At 48.8% G+C, this 16285-nt stretch carries 15 protein-coding genes and 1 other annotated feature; all 15 genes read left to right on the top strand.

Translation table 11 applies throughout. From position 1 onward, the window contains the following. The first annotated feature begins 4 nt into the window (after positions 1-4). Entirely contained in the window at positions 5-1411 is a 1407-nt protein-coding gene (gene cysS / locus L6H70_RS27650; RefSeq protein ID WP_236337412.1) for a cysteine--tRNA ligase, read from the top strand. Then, the gene (locus tag L6H70_RS27645; RefSeq protein WP_236337411.1) at positions 1408-1845 is read left to right on the top strand and encodes a Mini-ribonuclease 3; all 438 of its coding nucleotides are present in this window, start codon (positions 1408-1410) and stop codon (positions 1843-1845) included. The genes cysS and L6H70_RS27645 overlap by 4 nt, the downstream gene beginning before the upstream one ends. 32 nt (positions 1846-1877) lie before the next feature. Beyond that, positions 1878-2639 carry a 23S rRNA (guanosine(2251)-2'-O)-methyltransferase RlmB gene (rlmB, locus tag L6H70_RS27640; RefSeq protein WP_054943957.1) on the top strand — a complete coding sequence of 254 codons (762 nt, stop codon included), beginning with the start codon at positions 1878-1880 and terminating at the stop codon, positions 2637-2639. 2 nt (positions 2640-2641) lie between these two features. Further along, a complete protein-coding gene (locus L6H70_RS27635) occupies positions 2642-3163 on the top strand; it encodes an NYN domain-containing protein (RefSeq protein WP_236337410.1) in 522 nt (173 codons plus the stop codon). Positions 3164-3328: 165 nt separating this feature from the next. Beyond that, positions 3329-3973, top strand: coding sequence for an RNA polymerase sporulation sigma factor SigH (gene sigH, locus L6H70_RS27630; RefSeq protein WP_019908203.1), 645 nt, complete (start codon positions 3329-3331; stop codon positions 3971-3973). 369 nt (positions 3974-4342) lie between these two features. Continuing rightward, the gene (rpmG, locus tag L6H70_RS27625; protein WP_074086515.1) at positions 4343-4492 is read left to right on the top strand and encodes a 50S ribosomal protein L33; all 150 of its coding nucleotides are present in this window, start codon (positions 4343-4345) and stop codon (positions 4490-4492) included. A 20-nt stretch (positions 4493-4512) separates the two neighbouring features. Next, on the top strand, positions 4513-4704 hold the full coding sequence (gene secE / locus L6H70_RS27620) for a preprotein translocase subunit SecE (RefSeq protein WP_236337409.1): 192 nt from the start codon (positions 4513-4515) through the stop codon (positions 4702-4704). Positions 4705-4725: 21 nt separating this feature from the next. Beyond that, a complete protein-coding gene (gene nusG, locus L6H70_RS27615) occupies positions 4726-5259 on the top strand; it encodes a transcription termination/antitermination protein NusG (protein WP_020427084.1) in 534 nt (177 codons plus the stop codon). A gap of 74 nt (positions 5260-5333) precedes the next feature. Continuing rightward, complete coding sequence (gene rplK / locus L6H70_RS27610; RefSeq protein ID WP_020427083.1) at positions 5334-5759, top strand: 50S ribosomal protein L11; 426 nt, start codon at positions 5334-5336, stop codon at positions 5757-5759. 81 nt (positions 5760-5840) lie between these two features. Continuing rightward, the gene (gene rplA, locus L6H70_RS27605; RefSeq protein ID WP_054943960.1) at positions 5841-6533 is read left to right on the top strand and encodes a 50S ribosomal protein L1; all 693 of its coding nucleotides are present in this window, start codon (positions 5841-5843) and stop codon (positions 6531-6533) included. Positions 6534-6601: 68 nt separating this feature from the next. Continuing rightward, positions 6602-6756 (top strand) — a sequence feature (ribosomal protein L10 leader region). Between the two features lie 64 nt (positions 6757-6820). Further along, positions 6821-7324 (top strand): 50S ribosomal protein L10, encoded by a 504-nt coding sequence (gene rplJ / locus L6H70_RS27600; protein ID WP_054943961.1) that lies wholly within the window; start codon positions 6821-6823, stop codon positions 7322-7324. Between the two features lie 65 nt (positions 7325-7389). Beyond that, positions 7390-7749, top strand: coding sequence for a 50S ribosomal protein L7/L12 (gene rplL / locus L6H70_RS27595; protein WP_054943962.1), 360 nt, complete (start codon positions 7390-7392; stop codon positions 7747-7749). Between the two features lie 123 nt (positions 7750-7872). Further along, on the top strand, positions 7873-8478 hold the full coding sequence (locus tag L6H70_RS27590; RefSeq protein WP_236337407.1) for a class I SAM-dependent methyltransferase: 606 nt from the start codon (positions 7873-7875) through the stop codon (positions 8476-8478). 412 nt (positions 8479-8890) lie between these two features. Beyond that, a complete protein-coding gene (gene rpoB, locus L6H70_RS27585) occupies positions 8891-12436 on the top strand; it encodes a DNA-directed RNA polymerase subunit beta (RefSeq protein WP_054943964.1) in 3546 nt (1181 codons plus the stop codon). Between the two features lie 114 nt (positions 12437-12550). After that, on the top strand, positions 12551-16162 hold the full coding sequence (rpoC, locus tag L6H70_RS27580) for a DNA-directed RNA polymerase subunit beta' (protein WP_236337406.1): 3612 nt from the start codon (positions 12551-12553) through the stop codon (positions 16160-16162). Positions 16163-16285 lie beyond the last annotated feature (123 nt).

Below are 16285 nucleotides of genomic sequence, written 5' to 3'. Positions count from 1 at the left end.
CAGCATGTCTTTGCAAATTTACAACACTATGGCACGCGCTAAGGAAGTATTCGTGCCTCAAGAGCCAGGCAAGGTAAAAATGTACGTATGCGGACCAACCGTTTACGGCTATATGCATATCGGGAATGCGAGACCGGTTATCGTATTTGATATGGTCCGCAACTACCTGGAGGCACTCGGCAATGAGGTCAGCTATCTGACGAACTTCACCGATGTGGATGACAAAATGATCCGCAAAGCGGAAGAAATGAACATCACTGTAGCTGAGGTTGCGGAAATGTTCATTGCCGCCTATCAGGAGGATCTGATCGGGCTTGGCGTAAAGCCGGCCACGATGAATCCGCGGGTTACGGAGAGTATGGATAAGATTATCGAGTTCATCAAGGAGCTTGAAGAGAAGGGATATGCCTATGAGAACGGCGGGGATGTGTTTTACCGTACCGGCAAGTTTGCCGATTACGGCAAGCTGTCCCGCCAGAACCTGGAGGAGCTGCGCTTCGGTATCCGTGTCGAGGTAGATCCCCGCAAGGAAAACCAGGAGGATTTTGTGCTCTGGAAGGCAGCCAAACCGGGTGAGGTACACTGGGCCAGCCCATGGGGAGAGGGACGTCCCGGCTGGCATATTGAGTGCTCGGCGATGGTCCGCGAATATTTGGGTAAGACTATCGACATCCATGGCGGCGGAGAGGATCTAAAGTTCCCGCACCATGAATGCGAATGTGCACAGACAGAAGCACTGACAGGCGCGCCGCTGTCGAATTATTGGATGCATAACGCATTTCTGAATATCGGTGACGAGAAAATGTCGAAATCTCTGGGGAATGGCCTGCTTGTAAAAGATATCCGTGCACGCTTTAAAGCGGGGACTATCCGGTATTTCATGCTCTCCAGCCATTACCGCAATCAGCTGAATTTTACGGAGGAGGCGCTGCTGTCCGCCGAGAAGAGTGTCGAGCGGATCGCGCTCGCAGAGAGCAATGTAAAACATAGGCTTGAGCTTAACCCGGAAGGTGCGGGTGAAGCGGCGGGTAATGCTGTAGCAGAACGGCTGACGGCGATATTAAGCAATTTCCATGCCAGAATGCAGGATGATTTCAATACACCTGATGCGATTACGGCTGTATTTGACTGGGTCAGCCTTGCCAACCAGACCCTTGCTAAGACTGATGCCTCGTCCGCAGATTTTGCGGCGCTGCTGAATACCTTTGCAGAGATGAATGCTGTGCTGCGCCTGACCCCTGAGCTTGAGGCTGAGGTTGCGAGTGAGGAAGTCGAGCGCCTTATCGCGGAACGGGCAGAGGCACGCAAGAATAAGAATTGGAGTCGCTCGGATGAGATCCGCGACGAGCTGAACAGCCTCGGTATCCTTCTGGAAGATACTCCGCAGGGAATGCGGTGGCGGCGGAAATGAGCGGTGACTTCAAAGTAAACGAAGCCTGGTTTCCATATGAGCCATCCAAGCCGGCCCGGCTGCTCTCACCGATTGTGCTGGCATATGCGGGGGACGCTATTTATGAGGTGGCTGTGCGCCAGTATCTGATTTCACTGCCCAATCTCCGCCCGAATCATTTGCACCGAACAGCTACGGGGCTGGTCTCCGCCAAAGCGCAGAGTACGATTCTGGCCTACCTTGAACCTATGCTTACTGACGAGGAGAAGGATGTTGCCCGTCAGGGGCGCAATGCCAAATCGGGTACGGTCCCCAAAAATGCGGATGTGCTGGAATACCGCCACGCCACTGCGTTTGAATGTCTGATCGGCCACCTCTATTACACGGGGCAGCAGGCAAGAATTCAAGAACTCGTCCACAGCAGTATTGAGTATATGATGAACCGGCCTAAGTGAGGCCGCGAGCTGATAGAACAGGAGGCATGAACATGGAAGAATTAAAGACAGAAGAGGAAATACTGGCCGGTAAGCATTCGGTGCTTGAAGCACTTCGTGCCGGCCGCACGCTGAACAAGATCTGGATTGCTGAAACTGCGCAGAAGCATCTAACCGCGCCGATTATTGCCGAAGCGCGCAAAGCGGGGATTGTTATCCAGCATGTTGACAAACGGAAGCTCGATCAGCTTGCACCGGGAGTGCAGCATCAGGGGGTAGTTGCACAAGCGGCACCGTTCGCGTATGCCGAGGTTGCAGATATTCTGGCTGCCGCGGAGGCAAAAGGGGAACCTCCGTTTCTTATCCTGTTGGATGAAATTGAAGACCCGCATAATCTGGGTTCTATTCTGCGTACCGCAGACTGCACAGGAGTGCATGGTGTAATTGTACCGAAGCGGCGGTCGGCGCAGATTACGGCTACTGTCTCCAAAACATCAGCCGGTGCAGTAGAATATGTTCCGGTAGCACGGGTCACCAACCTGGGTCAAACAATAGACCGGCTTAAGGAACTTGGTGTTTGGGTAGTAGGTACTGATGTTGCCACCGATCAGAATTTGTACGAATCGGATATTTTCACAGGACCTGTAGCTGTTGTGATCGGCAATGAGAATAAAGGGATCGGCCGGTTAATCCGCGAAAAATGCGATATCTTGCTGAAGCTACCGATGGCCGGCAAGATAAATTCCTTGAATGCATCCGTCGCCGCCGGGGTAATTATGTATGAGGTGCTGCGCCGCCGGCATCAGCAGGGATAGTTATGGCTGACTGGCGCGATGTGCTGCTTGTGGATGGATACAATATGATCGGCGGCTGGCCGGAACTTGCTGCGCTTTCGCTGACCGGCATGCAGGGCGCTCGCGACCGGCTGCTGGATATGCTGGCCGATTATCAGGCATTCACGGGGCGGCGCGTTATCGCCGTATTCGATGCTTACCGTGTTCCGGGACTTGGCCGTTCGTTTGTGCAGGGGAAAGTTCAGGTGGTTTTCACCAAGGAAAAAGAAACTGCAGATGAATGCATCGAGCGGCTAGTGGGGGAATTAAGCCACCGCCGCAGGCAGATTTATGTGGCAACAAGCGATTTTGTGGAGCAGCATGTCATTTTTGCCCAAGGGGCACTGAGGATTTCCGCCAGAGAGCTGAAGCTTGAGATTGAAGAAAATCAAAAACAGGTCAAAAAAGCGATTGAACCCGAGATCATCAGCTCAAAGCGCCATTCCCTGGAAGAAAAGCTTCCTCCGGAAATGCGCAAACGTCTTGAAGACTGGCGTCGGCAATGAAAAATCAAATAATATTCAAGAAGCATGGGCGAAATGCCATAAAATGCTATTGAAGATTGTTTTTGGTCAATAATCGGTTGACGGTATAAGGTAACATAATATATACTGATCCTATATTTTAGCGAAGTAACGATGTGTCTTGCGTTGCAGCCGGGGGGATTCTTGGTGAGTGTCGACCTCAAGGAAATAATGCTGTCCGAGTATGATTTCATAAGTGATGAAGAAATTGTCGAGATCTTCCGTGGTGGCGACAGTGGCGCATTGGAACATTTAATTAACAAGTACCGTAACTTTGTACGCGCTAAGGCCCGTTCTTATTTTTTGATTGGAGCGGACAGGGAAGATATCGTACAGGAAGGCATGATTGGCCTGTATAAGGCGATTCGTGACTTTAAGGGTGACAAGCTCTCTTCTTTCAAAGCGTTTGCAGAACTCTGCATTACCCGTCAGATTATAACCGCTATTAAGACGGCTACCCGTCAGAAGCATATTCCGCTTAATTCCTATGTATCATTGGACAAGCCTATCTATGATGAAGACTCAGACCGGACACTGATGGATGTGATCTGCGGTACACAGGTGCTGGATCCCGAAGAACTGATTATCAACCAGGAAGAATTTATTGGACTGGAAGATAAGATGGCGGAGATTTTGAGCGACCTCGAACGCAAGGTTCTGATGCTCTACCTGGATGGAAGATCCTATCAGGAGATTGCAGAAGACTTGAAGCGGCATGTGAAGTCGATCGATAATGCATTGCAACGTGTTAAACGCAAATTGGAAAGATATCTGGAAGTGCGTGACAATTAATGATATACTACTACTTGAAAGGCTCGGACATCGAGTCTTTTTTTAGTGTTTTGGAAATTTCTGTATCATAATGATTCGGGATTTCAGTCGCTAGTTGGTAAGGACAGGTTTATACACAGTCGGAATGCTCCATAATGATAGAGAAAGACAGCGTCTAACGGGCAAAAAGGCAGAACCAAAGACAACGTGCAGCACACGACTACAGAACCCGAAATTACCCGGTGCGGATGGGCAAATCTTTCGTTGACACAGACGTTGACATTATGCTAAAGTGTTTTAGGTAGGCCTAAATTCGCGGGTTTTTTTTAGGATCAATATTTGCGTCTTCTAATTTGATAATTAGAAGGACGTCTTCGGGAGGTGCACATCATGCGGGTAATTATCACTTTGGCTTGTACAAGTTGCAAACAAAGAAACTATGCGACAACCAAAAACAAGCGAAATCACCCCGACCGCTTGGAGATGAAGAAATTTTGCAAGTTCTGTAACGAGCAAACTCCTCATCGCGAAACCAGATAGTCTTTGGAGGTGTAGTCGGCGTGAAACGTAGTTTCAAGTCTTTGTTTTCCTTTTTCACTGAGAGCTGGAGTGAACTCAAAAAAGTTCGCTGGCCTAGTCGTAAAGAACTGAAAAACTATACGTTGATCGTTCTTGGCACAATTGTTGTTGTTGCTGTTTACTTCTGGGTTCTGGACATCGGTATTTCCGCTGTGATCGAAAGGATTATTTAGAGAGGTCCCAGGTGGCTTGGTATGGAAAAAAGATGGTATGTTGTTCATACCTATTCCGGGTATGAGAATAAGGTTAAGGCCAATTTGGAAAAACGCGTTGAGTCCATGGGCATGGAAGACAAAATATTCCGTGTTCTTGTTCCTATGGAAGAAGAACTGGTAAACAAGGACGGCAAGAAAAAAACCGTCATGCGTAAAGTTTACCCTGGTTACGTTTTGGTGGAAATGGTTCAGACTGATGATTCATGGTATGTTGTCCGCAATACGCCGGGCGTTACCGGATTTGTCGGTTCGACAGGTTCCGGGTCCAAGCCTACCGCTTTGCTTCCGGAAGAGGTTGAACAAATTCTGAAGCATATGGGCATGGTTGAACCTAAAGCGAAGATTGATTTCGAAATTAAGGAATCCGTACGTATTATGGTTGGTCCCTTTGCGAATTTTGTGGGCTCCGTGGAAGAAATTTTGGCTGATAAGAGCAAGATCAAAGTGCATGTCAACATGTTTGGACGGGAAACCCCGCTGGAGTTGGATTTCACTCAAGTGGAGAAAATATAACAGTCGCAAGGGTTTCTTGTGGGAGAATGCAATAAGCATTCGAATACCACTATTTTTGCAAGGAGGTGTCACTCATGGCTAAAAAAGTTATTAAAATGGTGAAACTGCAGATTCCTGCAGGGAAAGCGAATCCAGCGCCTCCAGTAGGTCCGGCGTTAGGTCAAGCAGGTGTCAACATCATGGCATTCTGTAAGGAATTCAACGCTCGTACAGCTGACCAGGCTGGCCTGATCATCCCGGTTGAAATTACAGTGTTTGAAGACCGTTCCTTTACTTTCATCACTAAAACTCCTCCGGCTGCCGTTCTGCTTCGCATTGCTGCTAAAGTAGAAAAAGGATCCGGTGAACCAAACAAGAAAAAAGTAGCGAAACTCGGCCGCGCAGCGGTTCGTGAAATCGCCGAAACAAAAATGCCCGACCTGAACGCTGCATCTATCGAAGCTGCAATGCGTATGGTTGAAGGTACTGCCCGCAGTATGGGTATCACTATCGAAGACTAATAAGTATTCGATGAAACGGTCATTCATGACCGCAATATGTGGGAGGAATTTCCGCTAACACCACAAAGGAGGAACATTTTCATGGCAAAACATGGTAAGAAATACCAAGAATCTGCTAAGCTGATTAACAGCGAAGCAACTTACGAGCCTTCAGAAGCTGTAGAGCTTGTGAAAAAGGCAGCAACTGCCAAATTCGACGAAACCGTTGAAGCAGCAGTTCGTCTGGGTGTAGACCCGCGTAAACAAGACCAAGCTGTTCGTGGTGTTGTTGTCCTGCCTCACGGCACAGGCAAAACACAACGCGTGCTTGTATTTGCAAAAGGTGAAAAAGCGAAAGAAGCGGAAGCTGCTGGCGCGGATTTTGTAGGCGATCAGGATATGATCAACAAGATCCAACAGGGCTGGTTTGAATTCGACGTCTGCGTAGCTACACCTGATATGATGAGTGAAGTCGGTAAACTCGGCCGTTTGCTCGGTGGTAAAGGCCTTATGCCTAACCCTAAAGCCGGTACAGTTACTTTCGACGTTACCAAGGCTGTGCAAGAAATCAAAGCCGGTAAAATCGAATACCGTCTCGATAAAGCAGGTCAAATTCACGCGCCTATCGGCAAAGTGTCTTTTGCTCCTGAACAATTGAACGAAAACCTTAAAGCCCTCATCGACGCTTTGAACCGTGCGAAACCAGCTGCTGCTAAAGGTGTATACCTTAAAGGCATCGCAATTTCGTCTACTATGGGACCTAGCGCTCGCGTGAATGCAGCTGCCTTCAGATAAATAAAGGTTGACTCTGAGAGTCATCTTTGATATTCTGTAACAGTTGTGAACATTAAGGTGATCATTCTTGAACTTGAATATGCTTACCGTAGACAGTAGGTGCTGCAAGGCTTAATTTCCTACCGAGGTGTTGTGATAGAAATAAGAAGTGCTAGGCGCTTGCCTGAGTAACTTTCCTTTTATCAAGCCTTCGTGAATCTGCGGAGGCTTTTCTAATGCCTGCGTAGGAACGGCGGGGATTTTTCGGAAGAGACGCCGTCACATAAATTTCCAGGAGGTGTATACAATTGGCAAATGCAAAAGTAATCCAAGCTAAACAGGATGCGGTTGATGTTGTTACCGGCAAACTGCAGAACAGTATTTCTACTGTTGTTGCGGACTACCGCGGATTGAACGTTTCCCAAGTGACTGAACTGCGCAAGCAGCTTCGTGAAGCTGGCGTTGATTTTCAAGTCCTGAAGAACACATTGGTTCGCCGCGCAACTGCTGCGGCTGAATTGACTGATCTGGACGCTGTCCTGACTGGTCCTACAGCAATCGCGTTCAGTGAAACTGATGCGGTAGTAGCAGCCAAAATCTTGAACGACTTCGCTAAGAAGAACGACGCTCTGAAACTGAAAGGCGGCGTTGTAGAAGGCAAAGTTATCGATGCGGACCAACTGAAAGCACTGGCTGAACTGCCATCCCGCGATGGTTTGCTCTCCATGCTGCTTAGCGTGCTTCAAGCTCCAATCCGCAACTTCGCGCTTGCAGTTAAGGCTGTTGCTGAGAAGGAAGAACAAAGCGCGTAAGCCTTTGATTCTAGTATCATAATCATTACCACAAATAAATTTAAATATAAAATGGAGGTTCAATCATGAGCAAAGAAACAATTTTGGAAGAAATTAAAGGCATGAGCGTATTGGAACTGAACGACCTGGTTAAAGCAATCGAAGAAGAATTCGGCGTAACTGCAGCAGCTCCAGTAGCAGCTGGCGGCGCAGTAGCAGCAGTAGAAGAAGAACAATCCGAATTCGACGTAATCTTGACAAGCGCTGGCGCTTCCAAGATCAACGTTATCAAGATCGTTCGCGAAATCACAGGCCTGGGCTTGAAAGAAGCTAAAGACCTCGTAGACAACGCTCCAAAAGCAATCAAAGAAAAAGTAAGCAAAGAAGAAGCCGAAGCTACCAAAGCAAAATTGGAAGAAGCAGGCGCAGCTGTAGAAGTGAAGTAATTCGCTTCCATAAAGTAATGCCCCGGAAGGAAGAAGTTCTTTTCGGTTCTAGCAACCCCCTTGAACTTGTTCAAGGGGGTTGCTCTATAAATACACCTTCACTTAAGCGAAAGGGAGGATTCTATGTCGCAGCATTATTACTCGCAGCAGCCCGAAGCGCGTCATGACAGACGGACAATCGATACGGTGCTGAGAGGAAAAAGCCTCCGTTTTACCAGCGACGCCGGTGTTTTTTCAAAAGGGGATATCGATCACGGAAGCCGTGTTCTAATTGAAGCGATGGAAATTCCTGACGGTTCGACAGTTCTGGATGTAGGCTGCGGATATGGTCCCATGGGGATCAGCGCAGCGGTTCTTGCACCTAAAGGACATGTCACAATGATTGATATCAATGCCCGTGCGGTCCAGCTTGCCAGGGAGAATGCCCAGAATAACGGAATTCGTAATGTTACTGTTATGGAAAGTGATGTACTGGCCGCGGTGAAGGGGCAGAAGTTTGATGTGATTCTCACCAATCCTCCGATTCGTGCAGGTAAAGCTGTAGTACATCAAATTTTTGAACAGGCGTATGAGCATTTGAATGAGGGCGGGACGCTGTGGATTGTTATTCAGAAGAAGCAGGGCGCACCTTCGGCGGTGGCTAAACTGGAAAGTATGTTTCCGGTTGTGGAAGAAGTGGGGAAAGACAAAGGCTATCGCATTATTCGGGCGCAAAAAACAGTTGATTAGTCGTTGACATGTGCCCCGGATAGTGTTATTATTATAAAATGTCAGTATTAAGATAGGCTCCATGTCTTTAGTTTGCTGAAATGTCAAGTGATATATTGTCGCCGGCAAGCGCAAGCCGTTCGGCAAGTTTGTGCGAATTCCGTTGTCTATGTTACTGTCACGGCGAAGGTCGCCGGGATAATAGGTAATAGCGCATAAACTGTTGCTTGGTGACGTATAATACGTACGTTTTGGGCAAATCTACTGGATAAGGAGTATTTTGGCCATGGATAGATGCGCTCTTTTTTCGAAGATTTCGATAAGGGCTTTTCTTTATTTATGGTCGAATCCTTATGTTATGGTTCCATTATACGGGTCCAAACAAGGGTTCGCAATCAATTTTTAAGTGAGTAGACATGAGGGGTGAGTAAAGTTGGCAGGACATCTTGTTCAGTATGGTCGACGCACTCGGCGGAGCTATGCGAGAATTAACGAGGTACTCGAGGTCCCGAACCTGATCGAGATCCAACAAAAATCTTACGATTGGTTTTTGGAGGAAGGATTGCGGGAAATGTTCCAGGACATCTCGCCGATCCAGGATTTCACAGGTAATTTGGTGCTTGAGTTCATTGATTACAGCCTGGGTGAACCGAAATATACGGTTGACGACGCTAAAGAGCGGGACGTGACTTATGCGGCTCCTCTGCGGGTGAAGGTACGGCTCATTAATAAGGAGACCGGTGAGGTCAAAGAGCAGGAAGTGTTCATGGGAGATTTCCCGCTGATGACGGAGACCGGCACTTTTATTATCAATGGTGCGGAACGGGTTATTGTCAGCCAGTTGGTTCGCTCTCCAAGCGTCTATTTCAGCACGAAAGTGGATAAGAACGGCAAAAAAACCTACACCGCCACAGTAATTCCGAACCGAGGAGCCTGGCTGGAGCTTGAGACGGATGCTAAGGATATCATGTATGTCCGTATCGACCGTACACGTAAAATTCCGGTTACCGTGCTTTTGCGTGCTCTTGGTTTCGGTAGTGATGCCGAAATTCTGGAACTGCTTGGTAATGATGAATATATTCGCAATACGCTGGATAAAGACAACACGGACTCTACAGAAAAAGCGCTTATCGAAATTTACGAGCGTTTGCGTCCGGGTGAACCTCCTACCCTTGACAATGCCAAGAGCCTTTTGGTTGCACGCTTCTTTGATCCGAAGCGCTATGACCTGGCCAACGTTGGCCGTTACAAAATCAACAAAAAACTGCACATCAAGAATCGTCTGTTCAATCAGCGATTGGCTCAGCCATTGGTTGATGAATCCACAGGAGAAATCCTGGCGGAATCCGGTCAAATGGTTGACCGCCGTCTGCTTGATGAGCTGATTCCTTACTTCGAAAAGAATGTTGCTGCTAAGAACTACCGCGTAACAGGCGGAGTTATGGACAGCGAAGATATCCCGCTGCAGACTATCGACGTCTTCTCGCCGATTGAAGAAGGTCGGGTTATCAAGCTGATTGCCAACGGCAACATCGACAAGTCGGTCAAGCATATTACCCAGGCTGATATTATCTCCTCAATCAGCTACTTTATTAATTTGCTGCACGGTATCGGCAACACCGATGATATCGACCACTTGGGTAACCGCCGCCTGCGTTCGGTAGGTGAGCTTCTGCAGAACCAATTCCGTATTGGTTTGTCCCGTATGGAGCGCGTAGTACGTGAGAGAATGTCGATTCAGGATGCCAACGCGATTACGCCGCAGGCCCTGATTAACATACGTCCCGTTATCGCCTCCATCAAAGAGTTCTTCGGCAGTTCGCAGCTGTCCCAGTTTATGGACCAGACGAACCCGCTTGCTGAACTTACGCACAAACGCCGTCTATCGGCACTCGGACCCGGCGGTCTGACCCGTGAACGCGCTGGCTTTGAAGTCCGCGACGTACATCACAGTCACTATGGCCGTATGTGTCCAATCGAAACACCGGAAGGTCCGAACATCGGTTTGATCAACTCCTTGTCCACCTTTGCCCGCATCAATGAGTATGGCTTTATCGAAGCCCCATACCGTTGGGTGGATCCAAAGACCGGTAAGGTTACTGAACAGATTGATTATCTGACCGCGGATGAAGAAGATAACTATGTAGTTGCCCAGGCGAATGTACTGATCGATGAAGATGGTTCTTTCAAGGAAGAACAGGTTATCGTTCGTTACAATAAGGACTCGGACAACATTACTACAATGCCTAGTAATCGTGTTGACTACATGGACGTTTCGCCAAAACAGGTTGTATCGGTCGCTACGGCGCTCATTCCGTTCCTTGAGAACGATGACTCCAACCGCGCACTGATGGGATCGAACATGCAGCGTCAGGCCGTTCCGCTCCTGATTCCGAAGGCTCCGCTTGTCGGCACAGGCATGGAACATAAATCCGCTAAGGATTCCGGCGTATGTATTGTTTCCAAGTATGACGGTATTATCGAACGTTCGTCGGCCAATGAAATTTGGCTGCGCCGTGTTGAAGCTGTCGAAGGCAAGGAAGTTAAAGGCGATATCGTTAAATATAAATTACACAAATTTATGCGTTCGAACCAAGGTACCTGTATTAACCAACGTCCGCTGGCTAAAAGAGGGGATATTGTTAAGAAAGGTGACATCCTGGCAGACGGTCCTTCCACAGAAATGGGCGAATTGGCTCTGGGCCGCAACGTAGTCGTTGCGTTCATGACGTGGGAAGGTTACAACTACGAGGATGCCATCCTGCTGAGTGAAAAGCTGGTTAAGGAAGATGTATACACATCGATTCACATCGAGGAATACGAATCCGAAGCCCGCGACACGAAGCTGGGACCTGAAGAGATCACGCGTGATATTCCGAATGTGGGCGAAGAAGCTCTGCGCAATCTTGATGAGCGCGGCATCATCCGCATTGGTGCGGAAATCAACGCCGGCGACATTCTGGTTGGTAAAGTTACTCCGAAGGGCGTAACGGAACTGACTGCTGAAGAACGCCTGCTGCATGCAATCTTTGGTGAGAAGGCACGTGAAGTGCGCGACACCTCACTGCGTGTTCCACATGGTAGTGATGGTATTATCGTTGATGTTAAGGTATTCACCCGTGAGAACGGCGATGAGCTGCCTCCTGGCGTGAATCAGCTGGTTCGTGTCTATATCGCTCAGAAACGTAAGATCTCTGAGGGGGATAAGATGGCCGGACGTCACGGTAACAAGGGTGTCGTTGCCCGTATCCTGCCAGAAGAAGATATGCCGTTCCTTCCGGACGGTACTCCGGTACAGGTTGTCCTGAACCCGCTGGGCGTACCATCGCGTATGAACATCGGCCAGGTGCTGGAGGTTCATATTGGTATGGCGGCACTGCAGCTCGGTATTCACGTAGCTACTCCGGTATTCGATGGAGCCCGTGAGAACGACGTGTTTGACACAATGGAAGAAGCCGGCATGCAGCGTAATGGTAAGACCGTGCTCTATGATGGCCGTACAGGCGAGCGCTTCGAGCGTGAAGTTACTGTCGGTGTCATGCACATGATCAAACTGGCGCACATGGTTGACGATAAGATTCATGCCCGCTCCACAGGACCTTACTCACTCGTTACGCAGCAGCCACTCGGCGGTAAAGCCCAGTTCGGCGGACAGCGCTTCGGGGAGATGGAAGTATGGGCGCTTGAAGCTTACGGTGCTGCATATACACTGCAAGAGATTTTGACTGTGAAGTCCGATGATGTGGTCGGCCGTGTGAAAACGTACGAATCTATTGTCAAAGGCGAGAATGTTCCAGAACCGGGTGTTCCGGAATCGTTCAAGGTACTCATCAAGGAACTGCAGTCGCTTGGTATGGATGTCAAAATCCTCAGCGGCGACGAGCAGGAGATCGAGATGAAGGAACTGGATGATGAAGACGAGACGTCAGGCGACAAGCTGAGCCTCAATTTGGAAGGCGCGGAAGTCGGAATCGAGTAGTTGGTAAGCAAACACACAAATTTCATCTAAAAAGGACCGTGCCCTCTTTTGATCTGACGATCAAGGGAGGGCCTCCGGTACTAAATCAGGATATAGGTTAAGGAGGGTTGCTCCTTGTTGGACGTTAACAATTTTGAATTTATGAAAATCGGGCTTGCTTCTCCGGAAAAAATTCGTTCTTGGTCCCGCGGAGAAGTAAAAAAACCGGAAACCATTAACTATCGTACGTTGAAACCGGAAAAAGAAGGCCTTTTCTGCGAGCGCATTTTTGGACCGCAAAAAGACTGGGAATGTCACTGTGGTAAATACAAACGCGTCCGTTATAAGGGCGTTGTCTGCGACCGCTGCGGTGTAGAAGTTACCCGCGCTAAAGTCCGCCGCGAACGTATGGGCCATATCGAGCTGGCAGCTCCGGTATCTCATATCTGGTACTTCAAGGGGATTCCTAGCCGTATGGGTCTGGCTCTGGACATGTCTCCAAGATCGCTTGAAGAGATCATCTACTTCGCATCTTATGTTGTAACTGATCCGGGTGAAACACCGCTGGAGAAGAAACAGCTGCTGTCCGAGAAAGAATACCGTAGCTACCGTGAGAAATACGGCTATGGATTCCAGGCGGGTATGGGTGCTGAGGCGGTTAAAAAGCTGCTCCAGGATATCGACATCGAAAAAGAATTGGAATTCCTCAAGGAAGAGCTGCGTACGGCTCAAGGCCAACGCCGCAACCGGGCTATCAAACGTCTGGAAGTCATTGAAGCCTTCCGCAACTCCGGCAACAAGCCTGACTGGATGATCATGGATGTGCTTCCGGTAATTCCTCCGGAACTTCGCCCAATGGTTCAACTGGATGGCGGCCGTTTTGCTACGTCTGACCTTAATGACTTGTACCGTCGTGTAATTAACCGGAACAACCGTCTGAAGAGACTGCTGGATCTGGGTGCTCCTGATATTATCGTGCAGAATGAAAAACGCATGCTTCAGGAAGCTGTCGATGCACTGATCGACAACGGCCGCCGTGGCCGTCCTGTAACAGGCCCTGGTAACCGTCCGCTCAAATCGCTCAGCCATATGCTGAAGGGTAAACAAGGACGCTTCCGTCAGAACTTGCTCGGTAAACGTGTTGACTACTCCGGACGTTCCGTTATCGTTGTAGGACCATATCTGAAGATGTACCAATGCGGACTTCCGAAGAAAATGGCTCTGGAGCTCTTCAAACCGTTCGTAATGAAAGAACTGGTTAACAAAGGCCTTGCCCATAACATCAAGAGCGCAAAACGTAAAGTTGAGCGTGTAAGTCCTGAAGTATGGGATGTCCTTGAAGAAGTAATCAGAGAGCATCCGGTTCTGCTGAACCGTGCCCCTACGCTGCACAGACTCGGTATTCAAGCCTTTGAACCGATCCTGGTAGAAGGTCATGCTATCCGTCTTCACCCGCTCGTATGTACGGCTTACAACGCCGACTTTGACGGTGACCAAATGGCGGTGCACGTTCCTCTGTCAGCTGAAGCTCAAGCTGAAGCACGTCTCCTGATGCTGGCATCCGGTAACATCCTTAACCCTAAGGACGGCAAGCCGGTTGTTACTCCTTCCCAGGATATGGTCCTTGGTACGTTCTATCTGACCATGGACAACAAGGAAGAAAAGGGCACAGGCATGATTCTGCGTACCGTAAACGAAGCTGTTTCAGCTTACCAGCGCGGAACTGCGGGATTGCACGCACGTGTAGCGATTCCGGTTAAAGCATTGGGTAAGACCAGCTTTACTGAAGCGCAGCAAGGCGCAATGCTAATCACAACTGTCGGTAAAATTATCTTTAACGAAATTTATCCGAGCAGTTTCCCTTATATCAACGAAGCTACCAAAACGAACCTGCTGCAAGGTACACCTGAGAAATACTTTATCTATGAAAAGGGTGCGGATATCCGCGAGGCTATCATGAATGCTCCGGAAGCAAGCGCCGTAGGTAAGGAATATCTGGGTCTGATCATTGCACGCTGCTTCGAGACCTACCATACAACTAAGACATCCATGATTCTGGATAGAATCAAGCAGCTCGGCTTCACGTATTCCACACGGTCCGGTGTTACTGTTGCCGTATCCGACGTTATCGTGCCAGAAGAGAAGGCTACTATTCTGAAAGAGTCCGAAGCTAAGGTCGATGTGGTTGCCAACCAATATCGCCGTGGTCTGATTACCAATGACGAGCGCTATGACCGCGTTATTGAAATCTGGTCGAAGACAAAGGATGATCTTACCAATGTCCTGCTGAAATCGATGGACCGCTTCAACTCTATCATGCTAATGGTTGATTCCAAGGCGCGTGGTAACAAATCGCAGATCACCCAGCTGGGCGGTATGCGTGGACTGATGGCAACACCTTCAGGCCGGATTTTCGAATTGCCGATCAAAGCGAACTTCCGTGAAGGTCTGACGGTCCTCGAGTACTTTATCTCCACCCACGGAGCGCGTAAAGGTCTGGCCGATACAGCGCTGCGTACTGCGGATTCCGGTTACTTGACACGTCGTCTCGTAGACGTGGCTCAAGACGTAATCGTCCGTGAAGAAGATTGCGGAACAGATAAAGGCTTTACCGTTAGCCGAATTCAGGATGGTAAAGAAGTTATCGAAGATCTGTATGACCGTATTGAAGGCCGTTACTCCTTTGAAACTGTCCGTCATCCGGAAACGAAGGAAATCATCGTTCACCGCAACGATCTGATTGACTCCGACAAGGCTGAAGAGATTGTTAACGCAGGTGTAACTAAGCTGCAAATCCGCTCTGTACTGAGCTGCCGTGCCCGTCACGGGGTCTGCAAAAAATGCTACGGACGTAACCTGGCAACAGGTAAATTCGTGGAAATCGGTGAAGCTGTCGGCATTATCGCCGCACAATCCATCGGTGAACCGGGAACCCAGCTTACCATGCGTACGTTCCATACCGGTGGTGTTGCCGGTGATGACATCACGCAAGGTTTGCCGCGTATCCAAGAGTTGTTTGAAGCCCGTAACCCTAAAGGTCAGGCGACAATCAGTGAAATTGACGGGGTAATCAAGGAAATCCGCGAAACCAAAGACCGCCGCGAAATCGAGGTTCAAGGTGAAGCTGAGTCCAAGACCTACTCCATCACTTATGGTTCGCGTCTGCGTGTCAGTGAGGGCCAGGAGATTGAAGCTGGGGATGAACTGACAGACGGTTCGATCGACCCTAAAGAAATGCTGCGTATCAAAGGGATCCGTGGGGTACAGAACTACATTCTGCAAGAAGTACAGCGTGTATACCGTAACCAGGGCGTAGAAATCAATGATAAGCACATTGAAGTTATGATCAAGCAGATGCTGCGCAAAATCCGTATTATCGACGCCGGGGATACCAATCTCCTGCCAGGAGCTTTTGCGGACATTCATGAATATGAAGCAGCCAACAAAGAAGCAATTCTTTCTGGTAATGAACCTGCGGTGGCCAAACCGGTACTGCTGGGTATCACCAAGGCATCCCTGGAGACGGACTCCTTCCTGTCTGCGGCATCCTTCCAAGAAACTACACGTGTCTTGACCGATGCAGCAATCAAGGGTAAAGTCGATAAGCTCCTGGGACTGAAAGAAAATGTTATCATCGGTAAGCTGATCCCTGCAGGTACGGGGATGAACCGCTACCGTAATGTTAAGCTGAGCGATCCGAATGCACAGAGCGAGCAAGAAGCTCTAGAGACGGTTCCAGCTGAATAATTAAATAATCATAGCAGGCAGATTCCGCATCACGGCTCTTAATCGTCCGTGATGCGGCTGAATGCTGTGAATATTAATAATTTCTTTTGCCGATTATCTTGACATCAATTGCTGATAATGCTA

The organism is Paenibacillus auburnensis, assembly GCF_927798115.1.
GTDB classification, from domain to species: Bacteria; Bacillota; Bacilli; order Paenibacillales; family Paenibacillaceae; genus Paenibacillus_AQ; species Paenibacillus_AQ auburnensis.
The sequence above is the reverse complement of the archived record's forward strand: the minus strand, read 5'-3'. Positions and strand labels throughout refer to the sequence as shown.